Annotated in this window: 13 protein-coding genes; 1 reads left to right on the top strand and 12 read right to left on the bottom strand. The window is 67.7% G+C overall.

Annotation, left to right across the window (positions count from 1 at the left end):
- Window positions 1-46: 46 nt before the first annotated feature.
- Window positions 47-898: a hypothetical protein gene (locus ACH5N8_RS02405; protein ID WP_483282355.1), complete on the bottom strand. Its 852-nt coding sequence runs from the start codon at window positions 896-898 to the stop codon at window positions 47-49.
- A gap of 170 nt (window positions 899-1,068) precedes the next feature.
- Here ACH5N8_RS02405 and ACH5N8_RS02400 point away from each other — a divergent pair, with 170 nt between their 5' ends.
- Entirely contained in the window at window positions 1,069-1,929 is an 861-nt protein-coding gene (locus ACH5N8_RS02400; RefSeq protein ID WP_483282354.1) for a carotenoid biosynthesis protein, read from the top strand.
- A gap of 114 nt (window positions 1,930-2,043) precedes the next feature.
- On the opposite strand, the gene queC is transcribed toward ACH5N8_RS02400, so the two are convergent.
- Genes queC through ACH5N8_RS02345 form a run of 11 tightly spaced genes read right to left on the bottom strand, consistent with a single transcriptional unit; the run spans window position 2,044 to window position 11,544 of the window.
- Window positions 2,044-2,727, bottom strand: coding sequence for a 7-cyano-7-deazaguanine synthase QueC (queC, locus tag ACH5N8_RS02395; RefSeq protein ID WP_460027414.1), 684 nt, complete (start codon window positions 2,725-2,727; stop codon window positions 2,044-2,046).
- Window positions 2,724-3,365, bottom strand: coding sequence for a 7-carboxy-7-deazaguanine synthase QueE (gene queE, locus ACH5N8_RS02390; protein ID WP_483282353.1), 642 nt, complete (start codon window positions 3,363-3,365; stop codon window positions 2,724-2,726). Before queE ends, queC begins: the two co-directional genes overlap by 4 nt.
- Before the next feature lie 7 nt (window positions 3,366-3,372).
- Complete coding sequence (ybgF, locus tag ACH5N8_RS02385; protein ID WP_460027416.1) at window positions 3,373-4,326, bottom strand: tol-pal system protein YbgF; 954 nt, start codon at window positions 4,324-4,326, stop codon at window positions 3,373-3,375.
- Between the two features lie 8 nt (window positions 4,327-4,334).
- Window positions 4,335-4,865, bottom strand: coding sequence for a peptidoglycan-associated lipoprotein Pal (gene pal, locus ACH5N8_RS02380; protein ID WP_483282352.1), 531 nt, complete (start codon window positions 4,863-4,865; stop codon window positions 4,335-4,337).
- Window positions 4,866-4,891: 26 nt separating this feature from the next.
- A complete protein-coding gene (gene tolB, locus ACH5N8_RS02375; RefSeq protein WP_483282351.1) occupies window positions 4,892-6,181 on the bottom strand; it encodes a Tol-Pal system beta propeller repeat protein TolB in 1,290 nt (429 codons plus the stop codon).
- Between the two features lie 19 nt (window positions 6,182-6,200).
- Window positions 6,201-7,283: a cell envelope integrity protein TolA gene (gene tolA / locus ACH5N8_RS02370; protein WP_483282350.1), complete on the bottom strand. Its 1,083-nt coding sequence runs from the start codon at window positions 7,281-7,283 to the stop codon at window positions 6,201-6,203.
- Window positions 7,280-7,720, bottom strand: coding sequence for a protein TolR (gene tolR, locus ACH5N8_RS02365; RefSeq protein WP_483282349.1), 441 nt, complete (start codon window positions 7,718-7,720; stop codon window positions 7,280-7,282). Before tolR ends, tolA begins: the two co-directional genes overlap by 4 nt.
- Window positions 7,717-8,394 (bottom strand): protein TolQ, encoded by a 678-nt coding sequence (tolQ, locus tag ACH5N8_RS02360; protein ID WP_460027421.1) that lies wholly within the window; start codon window positions 8,392-8,394, stop codon window positions 7,717-7,719. Before tolQ ends, tolR begins: the two co-directional genes overlap by 4 nt.
- Before the next feature lie 4 nt (window positions 8,395-8,398).
- The gene (gene ybgC / locus ACH5N8_RS02355) at window positions 8,399-8,872 is read right to left on the bottom strand and encodes a tol-pal system-associated acyl-CoA thioesterase (protein ID WP_460027422.1); all 474 of its coding nucleotides are present in this window, start codon (window positions 8,870-8,872) and stop codon (window positions 8,399-8,401) included.
- Window positions 8,869-9,903: a Holliday junction branch migration DNA helicase RuvB gene (gene ruvB, locus ACH5N8_RS02350; protein WP_460027423.1), complete on the bottom strand. Its 1,035-nt coding sequence runs from the start codon at window positions 9,901-9,903 to the stop codon at window positions 8,869-8,871. Before ruvB ends, ybgC begins: the two co-directional genes overlap by 4 nt.
- A gap of 45 nt (window positions 9,904-9,948) precedes the next feature.
- Window positions 9,949-11,544 (bottom strand): hypothetical protein, encoded by a 1,596-nt coding sequence (locus ACH5N8_RS02345; protein ID WP_483282348.1) that lies wholly within the window; start codon window positions 11,542-11,544, stop codon window positions 9,949-9,951.
- Window positions 11,545-11,552 lie beyond the last annotated feature (8 nt).

Raw genomic sequence — 11,552 nt, 5'->3', positions numbered from 1 at the left:
CCAGATGGCCCGGTCAGTACCCTACGGTTGACCGGGCCGGCGGCCCTCACCCATCCGCGGCGGGCTGATCCTTGCTGGCCTCGGCCGCCTTCTTCACCGATGCCTGGCCTTTCTCGGCCGCCTCGCCCGGGGACTCGCGCGAGTCCTGCGCCAGCTGGCCCGCGGCGTCGGCCACCTGACGGGCAGCCTTGCCGGCCTCGGCCTGGGCTCGATCCTCCAATGTCTCCGCCGCCTGCTGTATCTCGCCAAGGCTTTCGCGGGCTTCCTCGGCCAGCGCCTTGCCACGGCTGGCCAGCTTTTCCTTCGCCTGCGCCGCCTCGGCCCTGACCTGTTCCGCCAGATGCTCGGTGGATTGTTTCAGCTGCTCCAGTTCCTCGCCAGCCCCGGCGACAACGCGGGTCGCGGTCTGGCCGGCCTGTTCGGCGAGCCTGGCCGCCTCGTCCTTCAGTTCGCGCAGTTCGCCCCTGGCGTCCTCCAGCAGCCCTTCCGCCACCTCGCCCGCCTTGCTGGCAGCGCCAGCCACGGTGTCCTTGACGCCCGCGAGCTTTTCCTTGACCTCGGCGGCGGCGGCACCGATGTCCTCGACCGCCTCGGCAACCGTCCCGCGGGCCTGGTCGAGCATTTTCGGCGCGCTCTGCCTGACCTCTTCCACCAGTTCCCCGGTGGCCTCGGCAACCTTGTCGACCACCTCAGCCACCTTTTCCCGCGCCTCGCCCGCCACCTCGCTGGAGCCCTGGGCCAGCCTGTCGGCCGCTTCCCTGGCCTCGCCGGCCACCTCGGCCGCCGCCTCGCGGGCCTGGTCGACCACCGGGGCCGCCTTGCCGGACAGGGTATTCAGGACATTCCTGACCAGCCTGCCGATGGAACCGATCAAACCTTCATTCGCGCCGTTGGACATGATTGCCTCCGTAATCGAAACTTCATGGAAACCCACCGTGACGTCGGGCCGTGCGATGCTGGGCTATTGAGCCGATACCACAACCCTCATCGGTTACGATACTCCCCCGAAACTGCGCTGTATACCAAGCCCAGCCCCGTCATCCCTCCCGATTCCGGCAAGATTCACCCGTGTTCGAACAACTGATCTGGTCCTTCACCCATCGTCCCTATGTCACCCTGTTCATGCTGTTCTTTCTGCTGCTGTCCTGGCTGGAGCAGGGCCGCACCCGCACCATCTTGTGGGTGGCGAGCAGCTATGCAATCGCGCTGGTGGCTGAATGGGGCAGCATCAATCATGGCATTCCGTTCGGCGTCTATACCTACCATTACGATGCCCTGAGCCGGGATCTGGTCATCCTGGGGGTTCCCTTCTTCGATACCCTGTCCTTCTCGTTCCTGAGCTACGTCAGCTTCTCGTTCGCGCAGTTCTTCATGTCGCCGCTGTCGATCCGCGGTTGCGACGTGCAACGCGTCACGTCGCCGGAAATCCGGCGCGCCTGGCCGACGGTACTGCTCGGCGCGTTCCTGATGGTGGTGGTCGATCTCATCGTCGATCCCGTCGCCAACCTGGGTGCCTACTGGTTCCTCGGCAACATCTACCACTACCCGAATCCCGGCGTGCATTTCGGCGTGACCTTCGCGAACTACTGCGGCTGGTTCGTGGTTGCGCTGGCGACGATTCTGGTCAACCGCTGGATCGATGCCTGGCTCGACCGCCGCCAGGGCACCGGCCCCCGGCTCGCCGGGTTTCCCGGCCAGGGGCTGTTTGCGCCCCTGTTCTGGGCCGGCATCGTGCTGTTCCAGCTCGGCGTTACCTGGTGGGTCGCCCTGAGCGACCAGCCCGGCCTCGACGGCGCAAGAACCCTGCTGCAGGCCGTCACCGGCAGCTACATCCTCGCGCCGATCCTGGTCCTGGCGGTCATCCAATTGGCGAAGCCGTCGAACCGGGTTGCCCCTGATGCCCAGTTGGCGGCGATCGAGCAAGGCTAAAGGTGGTACGGGAGAACGCCCCGAGGGCAACTGACAACAGGGCTCCCGGCGGCAAGCATCGGCCTTCGAGCCCGATTGCCCGCCATCACCCGGCGCGCAGGACTCGCGACCGGCTTAACGGGCGTGTCGATAGCGCGTCGGGTCGGGCAGGCCGGCGGCCGTGAAGCCGGCGGCACGCAGGCGGCAGGCGTCGCAGACGCCGCAGGCGCGGCCGTCGGGGTCGGCGGAGTAGCAGGATACGGTGAGGCCGTAATCCACGCCGAGCCGGGTCCCGGCGCGGATGATCTCGGCCTTGGACAGGTCGATCAGCGGGGTATGGATCCGGAAGCGCGCCCCCTCGACGCCGGCCTTGGTGGCCAGGTTGGCCAGCGTCTCGAAGGCCTGGATGAAGGCGGGGCGGCAATCCGGATAGCCGGAGTAGTCCACGGCGTTGACGCCGATGAAAATGTCGGTGCTGCCCAGCACCTCGGCCCAGCCCAGGGCGAACGCCAGGAACACGGTATTGCGCGCCGGCACGTAGGTGACGGGAATGACGCCTTCCTGCGGCTGGTCGGGAACGGCGATGGCGGCGTCGGTCAGGGCCGAGCCGCCGATGGCGTCGAGACCGATGTGGATACGCTTGCGCTCGACCACCCCGAAAGCGTCCGCCACCCGCTCCGCCGCCCGCAGCTCCGCGCCATGGCGCTGACCGTAGTCGAAGCTCAGCGCATGGCAGGCATACCCCTGGGAACGGGCAATGGCCAGCACGGTGGCGGAATCCAGCCCGCCCGAGAGCAAGACGACCGCCGGCTGGCTCATACGCCGCTCCGATCACCCCACAGCAGCTTGTGCAGCTGTAGCTGGAAACGTACCTCCAGGTGGTCGCGCAGGATGCGCTCGGCGAGCTCGGCGGGCTCCATCGCGCCGGCGACCGGCGAGAACAGCACCTCGCAGCGCTCGGCGAGCCCTTTTTCCCGCACCAGCTCGCGGGACCAGAGATAGTCCTGCTCGTCACGGATGACGAACTTGAGCTGATCGAGCGGTCGCAGGAAATCCAGGTTCTCGTAGCGATTGGCGGCCATCTCGCCCGACCCCGGCGGCTTCAGGTCCATCACCTTGACGACCTGCGGCGGAACCCCGGACACATCGATGGCGCCCGAGGTTTCCAGCGAAACCTCGTAACCCGCCGCGACCAGCGCCTCCAGCAGCGCGAGGCAGGCCGGCTGGGCCAGCGGCTCGCCGCCGGTGACGCAGACGCGGCGCGGCGCGAACCCGGCGACCTCGGCGAGAATGTCCTCCAGCGACTTACGGATGCCACCGCTGAAGGCATAGGCAGTGTCGCACCAGACACAGCGCAGCGGACAACCGGTCAGGCGGACGAACACCGTCGGCCAGCCGACCGTCCGCGATTCGCCCTGCAACGAGCGAAAGATTTCCGTCACGCGCAACGTGGTCACGGACGGATCAGCGGTTTTCCAGCTTCATCCGCTCCAGGCGTTTCTCGGCCATGCGGGCGGCGCTGCTGTCGGGATAGCGCTTGATGACGTCGTTGAGAATGCTGCGCGCCTTGGCGTATTGCGCATTCTCGTACTCGATGAAGGCCAGCTTCAGCTGCGCGTCCGGCACCTTGGCGCTCTGCGGGAAATCCGCCACCATGCGCTTGAAGGCCTCGCGGGCAGCGGCATAGTCGCGGTTGACGTAGTGCGCCTCGCCCAGCCAGTAGTGCGCGTTATCGCTGAAATCGCCGGTCGGATACTTGGCGACGAAGGTCTGGAACTCGGCGATGGCGTCGGTATAGCGGCCGGCCTTGAGGGTTTCGAAGGCGCGCTCGTAGTCGCCCTGGCGCACCCGCGGATCGGGGGGAGGCGGCGGTGGCGGGGCAATGGCCTCCTGGACCGGCACGGCCGGCGGCACCGCGGAAGCAGGATTTGCGGGATTCGGCAGCGGCTCGGGACTGACGCCGACGCCACCCGGCATGGCGCCGGCCGGTGTCGCGCCGCCGGCGGTCAGGGTCACCGGCGCATCGGGATCGGTTGCGGGCGCAATGGCTGGGGGCGGGGATGCGAGCGTGCCCGGCGGCAACACCAGCGCCAGCCGGCTTTCCAGATCCTGGTTCCGGCGCTCCAGGGCGGCGATCTGCTCCCGATCCTGCCGGCGCCCCCGCTCGAACCCGTTGCGCAGTTCCTCGACCTGGCCACGCAGCTTGCGCAGCTCCTCCTGCAAACGGTCGATATCGTGCGACATCTCGGTCAGCGGCTGACCCGCCAGACGCTTTTCCAGTCGCGAGACGCGTGAATCCAGGGTGGTGGTGGCATAGCCGGCTTCGTCCCGGCCGTAATCGGCGGGCTCCGCCCAGACCGGGGCCACGGCCAGCAAGGCCGAGATCAGGGCGCCATTGCGCAGGGCGTCGACATTCATGTGCGATTTCATGGTCCTGTGTAAACGATTTCGACCCGCCGGTTCTGCTGCCAGGCGGATTCGTCATGGCCGGCCACGGCGGGCTTTTCCTCCCCATAGCTCAATAGCCGCAACTGTTCGTCGCCCGCGCCCTGCAGGCGCAGGCTCTTGAGCACCGACCTGGCACGGCGCTCGCCGAGGGCGACGTTGTATTCGGGGGAACCGCGCTCGTCCGCATGCCCTTCGAGCACCGCCGACTCGCCGGGATGACTGGCCAGGTAATCGGCATGCGCGGCGACCACGGGCTGGTATTGCGGCAGAACGTCGTCGCTGTCGTAGCCGAACAGGATCACCGTCTGCGATGGCCGCGGAGCGGCACCTGCCGCATCCTGCCCATAGCCGGCGGCGCGGGCGCCATGACGGCCGCCAGCCGCATCGCCATACCCTGCTCCGGCACGTCCGGCAGCCCCGCCATCCATCCCGCCGCGCGTGCTGCAAGCACCCAGTGCCGCCGCCAGCGCCAAGGCGACCAGCCCACCCACCGACCTTGTGCGATTCATCTCGATTTGCTCCCGCCGTTGCACGCTCAGGGCGACCAGGCCGCGCCGCGCACGTCGCCCGCCTTGGCCGGCAAGGCACGATGCCAGCGGCCGTCTATCGTAACCGTTGCCAGCTGATCGCTGCCACCCTCCTTGCGGGTGTAGAGGACGACGCGGCCGTTGGGCGCGAAGCTTGGCGAGGCGTCCAGGCGTCCCTTGGTCAGCGGGATCAGCTCGCGCGTCCCGAGATCCAGCCGGGCAATGCGGAAGGCGCCGCCATCGCCATGCACCAGGATCAGGCTGCGGCCATCCGGCGAGAACTGCCCGCGGGCGTTGTAGTCGCCGTCGAAGGTCAGCCGCTGCGGCTCGCCGCCGCCGACCGGCAGCCGGTACAGCTGCGGCTTGCCGCCACGATCCGAGGTCACGACCAGCGAGCGGCCATCGGGCGCGAAACCCGGCTCGGTCTCGATGGCGTCATCCTGGGTCAGCCTACGCAAGGCGCCGGAGACGAGATCCAGCGTGTAGATATCCGGGTTGCCGTCCTTCGACAACGTCAGCGCCAGCATCGCGCCATCCGGCGACCAGGCCGGCGCGCCGTTGATGCCGGGCGTGGCGGAAACCTTGCGCCGGCCCCCGGTGGCGAGATCCTGCACGAACACGGCCGCCGCGTGCTCCTCGAAGGAGACATAGGCGATCCGCTTGCCGTCCGGCGACCAGGCCGGCGACATCAGCGGCTCGGGCGAACTGATCACCTCGCGCGCGTCCTGGCCGTCGGCATCGGCCACATACAGCCGGTAGGTACGCGACTTGCCCGAGCCGCTGGCGGTGACATAGGTGATGCGCGTGGCAAACACACCGCGCTCGCCGGTCAGCTGCTGGTAGATGCGGTCGGCGATGCGATGCGCCGCGCGCCGGGCATCGGCGGCCTTGAAGGCGACCCGCTCGGCCAGCAGCTGGCTGCCGCGCATGGCGTCGTACAGCACGTATTCCGCCTCGAAAGGCGCACCGGCGCTGCCGGGGGTCACCCGGCCGACGACGATGTGTTCCTGGCCCGCACTCTGCCAGAGCGGGAAGTTGACGGCGCCGGGCGGCACCGGACGCTCGGGCAGCTGCGCCGCCGGCATGGGCGTGAAGCGGCCGCTGGATTCCAGGTCGGCGGCGATGATCTGGGCCAGATTGTCGCCTGCCGGCTCCGTCTGTCCGAATGGCACGATGGCGATCGGCAGCGCGCCCTCGACCCCCTGGGTGATGTCGACCGTGAGTTCGGCGCGGGCCGTCACGGCCAGCAGCGCCAGCAAGCCGGGCAGCCATGGCGGGATCGATGGAAAGCGGATCATGTGGCTCTGGCCATTGGATTCAATGGGGATTGAAGCGGAAGGAAACGGTCTGCCCCAGAAGCTGCTCGGCCACCTGGGTATCGGTCGGCATCGGGAATGGTGCGGCCTTGCGCACGGCCGCCTCGGCCGAGCGCTCGAAGGCGGCGTCGCCACCGGAACAAGCCGCGTCCACCGAGGACACACGCCCGTCCGCCTGCAGGCGGACCTGGATTTTACAGGACATGCCGGACGTCGCGGAGGCCGGCCGCAGCCAGGCGCGCTCTACGCGCGGGCGAAAATAGCGGTTGACCCAGGCCTGCGCGGCTTTTTCGGCGCCCTCTTCGGCGGCGCGCTGGCGGGCCTGCCGCTCCGCCTGTTCCCGCGCCAGCGCCTCGCGGCGGGCACTTTCCTCGGCCTGTTGCTCGGCCCTGGCCGCAGCCTCGCGGCGGGATTGCGCCTCGGCCCGTTGCCGGGCCTCGACTTCGGCCTGGCGCCGCGCCGCTTCCGCACGCTCGGCCTGCTCGCGCGCCGCCTGCTCGGCCTGACGGCGCTGGGCTTCCTGCTGGCGCGCCGCTTCCGCCTCCCGCTCGGCCTGCTGCCGGGCGGCGGCTTCTGCCCGTTGCCGGGCCACCAGTTCCGCCTGCCGTCGGGCATCGGCTTCCAGCCGGCGGCGGGCGTCATCCTCGGCCTTGCGCCGGGCAGCCTCCGCAGCCACCCGCTGGCGTGCCTCGGCTTCGGCGCGCGCCTGCGCCTGTTGCCTGGCGGCCGATTCCGCCTGGCGCCGATGCTCCGCCTCGGCCTCCCGCTGGCGCTGGATCGACAGTGCCTTGGCGGCGTCGCGCTGCGCCGCCGCGCGGGCCTCGGCCTGCTCATCCGGGCGCTTTTCGGCTTCCGCCGGCGGCGCGGCCGGGAGCGGCACCGGCGGCTCGCGCCGTCGGGTCCTGCGCTGGGCGTCCTGCGGCGTTTCCTCGACCGCGACAGCCTCGATGACCTCCGCCTCATCCGCCGCAGCCCGGCGGCTGGGCGCCTCGCGCCAGTTCAGCAACAGGGCCAGGAGGACCGCATGCAACAGCAATGACAGCAGCAGGGCACCGGGCCGGCACTGCCTCCGGGCCGCCGTCATTCCGGCGGTGACTGGGTCATCAGGCCGACACGCTCGACACCGGCCCGCTTGAGTGCCGCCATCAGGGTCACCACGCGGCCGTAATCCACCTGGCGGTCACCACGAATCAGCACCGGCAAACCCGGCTGGCGCGCCAGCTGCTCGACTACACGGCCCGGCAGCACGGCCGCGTCCACCGGCGCATCGGCCTGGTCGCCGATGTCCAGCAGCAGGGTGCCGTCGGCCTTGACCGAGATGACGATCGGCAGCCGGTCTTCCGGGTGGATGGTGCGCGCCTCGGCCTGCGGCAGCTCGACGTCGACCCCGGTTTGCAGCATCGGCGCCGTCACCATGAAGATGATGAGCAACACCAGCGTGACGTCGATGTAGGGAACGACGTTGATCTCGGCCATCGGACGGCGCCGCTGGCGGCCACGCGAGACGCTGGGCGGATTCATTTGGCGTGGGCCTTGCGGTGCAGCAGGCTGAGGAATTCGTCGGCGAAGGCCTCATAGCGGCTGGCAAGGCGGCCGATTTCCGTCGCGTAGCGGTTGTAGGCCATGACGGCGGGAATGGCGGCAAACAGGCCCATGGCTGTCGCCACCAAAGCCTCGGAAATGCCCGGCGCGACCATGGCCAGGGTAGCCTGCTTGGCCGTGCCCAGCGAGCGGAAGGCATTCATGATGCCCCAGACGGTACCGAACAGGCCGACGTAGGGGCTGGTGGAACCGACCGTGGCCAGGAAGGGCAGGCGCTGGTCCAGCAGTTCCAGCTCGCGGTTCAGCGACACCCGCATCACCCGCTGCGCGCCTTCCATCACCGCATCGGGGGCGATGTTCGGCTCCTGTCGCAGGCGGGCGAATTCCTTGAAGCCGGCCATGAAGATGTTCTCCAGGCTCTCGGTCTGGTAGTCCTCGCGGGCCAGCTGCCGGTACAGATCGGCCAGGTCGATGCCGGACCAGAACCGCTCCTCGAACTCGTCGGTGGTTTCCTCGGCGCGCTTGATCTCGCGATACTTGGCGAAAATGAAGGCCCAGGAGACAACGGAAGCCAGCACCAGAATTGCCATCACGGCCTGGACCACCGGGCTGGCATCGAGAATCAGCTTGAGCAGGGAAAGTTCGGGTGTCATGGGCTTACACGCCTCGTGTTGCATCGGAGCCGGACGGCAGCGGACATCCCGGCCACTGCGCGGCCAGCCGCTCGAACATGAAATCGGGTATCGCCATGGGCCGGAAGCTGTCGGCGGACAGCGCGGCGACCCGTACCCGGCCATCGCAGAGCAGTTCGCCGCCGCGCAGCACCCGCTGCACGAATGCCAGGCTGGCGGGCCGCAACGATTCCAGGTCGAGCGTCACCGTCAGCCAGTCGCTCAGCCGCGCCGGCCGGCGATAGTCGATCGACAGACTGCGGACGGCGAACAGCAGCCGCTGGTCGCGCTCCAGCGCGTCGAGCTCGAACCCCAGCGAGCGGAGGAATTCGGTGCGGGCGCGTTCCATGAACTTGATGTAGTTGCTGTGGTACACCAGGCCGCCGGCGTCGGTGTCCTCGTAATAGACGCGTACCGGCCAGGAAAACAGGGTTCCGCCGGCGGCAGGCTGATCCTTCATGAGGAAAACAGATCCTCGCTGGCGGTGGGCACGGCCGGCGGCTTGAGCCCCAGATGCAGCCAGGCGCTGCGGGTGGCGACCCGGCCGCGCGGCGTGCGCATGATGAAACCCTGCTGGATCAGGTACGGCTCCAGCACATCCTCGATGGTACCGCGCTCCTCGCCGATGGCGGCGGCCAGGTTGTCCAGCCCGACCGGCCCGCCGTCGAAGCGCTCGATCAGGGCCCCCAGCAGCTTGCGGTCGAGCTGGTCGAAACCGTGACGGTCGACCTTCAGCATCTCCAGCGCCCGGTCGGCGATCTCCGCCGTCACCGTGCCGTCGCCCAGCACCTCGGCAAAATCGCGCACCCGCCGCAGCAGCCGGTTGGCGATGCGCGGCGTGCCACGCGAGCGACGCGCGATCTCGAGGGCGCCTGCGGGATTCATGTCGACGCCGAGGATGCGCGCCGAGCGGCCGACGATCAGCGCCAGTTCCTCGGTGGTGTAGAACTCCAGCCGGTGGACGATGCCGAAGCGGTCCCGCAGCGGCGAGGTCAACAGCCCCGCCCGTGTCGTCGCCCCCACCAGCGTGAACGGCGGTATGTCCAGCTTGATCGACCGCGCCGCCGGTCCCTCGCCGATCATGATATCGATCTGGTAGTCCTCCATGGCCGGGTACAGCACCTCCTCGACCACCGCACTGAGACGGTGGATCTCGTCGATGAACAGCACGTCATGGGCTTCGAGATTGGTCAGCAGGGCCGCCACGTCGCCGGCCTTTTCCAGGACCGGCCCGGACGTATGGCGGATGTTCACCCCCATCTCGTTGGCGACGATGTTGGCCAGCGTGGTCTTGCCGAGTCCCGGCGGGCCGAAGATCAGCACATGGTCGAGCGCCTCCCCGCGCCCGCGCGCCGCCTGGATGAAGATGCCGAGCTGCTCGCGCATGGCCTTTTGACCGACGTAATCGGCCAGCCGCCGGGGCCGTATGGCGCGATCGGTAGCGTCGTCCTCACGACTGGCGCCGGGGGCGATGAGACGGGACTGGGTCATGGGATCATCCGCATTCCGCAGGGTATTGAGCTTGCTTGCCTGCTTTCAGGAGGGGGATAGGCGCAGAACCGCGCCGGCCGGCAGTGTTTGGCCGAACGCGTGCAACAATGCCCGCATTGCAGCCCGGTCAACGTCCTCGCCGACATAAAAGGCCACCTTGCCGCTCGCCGCCGTTATCCTTGACGTTTCCAGCACCGCGACCTTTTGCCAACCGGCCGGGATCAGTCCGGCGAACCAATCCTCGTACGCCATCATCAGGGAAACTTGCCGACGGCTCAACAATGCATCAATCGCCCGCGCATCCAGCGTGCCGGCGAGCTTCATCCGGCGGATTTCCTCGGAACCCAGCCCCCACAGATCAAGGACGAAACCCGGGTTGTGGTAGCTCACCAGACCCAGATCATTGACAGCCACAGGGCGCTTCCAATAATCCGCAACGAACCGATGCATCTGGTATTGCTGCTGATAGATGTTGCGCGAGGCCAGCGGCGTCATCCATGTGGTGGCAGCATACGGCCATGCAACGGGCAACAGCCCGATCAAGCTGGCCCCTGCCACCACTGCGTGGACGGAAGATACCCTGACAAGCAGGAATCCGGGAATGATCACGGCGGTGTACGCATAGATCTCGTAGCGCGAGAACCATCCATAACGGCCGAAACATACGTGCGACAGGCCCGTCAATACCGCCAGCCCGCCAATCACGACAGCCATCCGCTGATACCCCCTTTGCCATGCGTGGCAACCGAGAGCGCCAACCACGACCGCCGCCGCCAGCAGCAAAGCGCCCTCCCGCCGGCTCACGGATGCCCCGAGGTTGTCCAGAACCGACGCTAGCAGTTGCGAAACACCAGCATGTCCGTCCATGCTCGCGGCGACTCCCGACTTGAGCAGAACGGAACTGGGCAACACCGGCAGCCCGAGGGCCTGCGTAAACCCCAGCCAGGCACACAGGACCAGCACCAACAGGGAGGTGACCGCGAGCGCTGCCAGCCAACGCCTCAGATATATCAATGCCAGCAGCGCAAACAATGCCATGGCGATCCCCTCGAAGCGAATCAAGGGCAAGGCGATAATCGATGCCACCAGAAAACAGGGGGCTTGCGAATCCTCTTCGATGACCTTCAGAAAACCTAGGAAAACCGTCATGACGGCGAGCACGTGCAGAGAATGCTCCATGCCCGTCATGATCAGCCCCCAGGCATTCAAGGCCATGCAGACCAAAAGCCCGGTGGCAGCAGGCAGCACGCCGGCAAGGGGAAACAAGCGCGCCTGACCACAGCCATCGCTTCGCAGGCAGCGGGAAACCACCCTCCCCACCAGAAAAACCACGGCCGCCATGGCCAGCACATTGATAACCAATGGCCCCCACGCACCAAGCCCGACCCATTCCGTGAGCGCCAGTAATAATGGGTAGACAATGGACGAACTGGGCGCCGCATACTCGCCCATGTTGACGCCATAGCCACCCTGCAGAATGGATTCGGCAACCGCCAGGTGAATATAGGGATCGTCAAGCGCATAGACCAAATGCCCATCGGCCAGCACGATCGACCAGCCGACCAGCGCAAGCACGCCAGAAAACCATAGCCCCAAAACAGCGAAAGATTCTCTCTGGGCGCGATCGGGTGCTGCCACCATGAACGGGG

This window comes from Methyloparacoccus sp. NF-16 (assembly GCF_056880625.1).
This window is presented reverse-complemented; position numbering and strand designations above follow the sequence as displayed.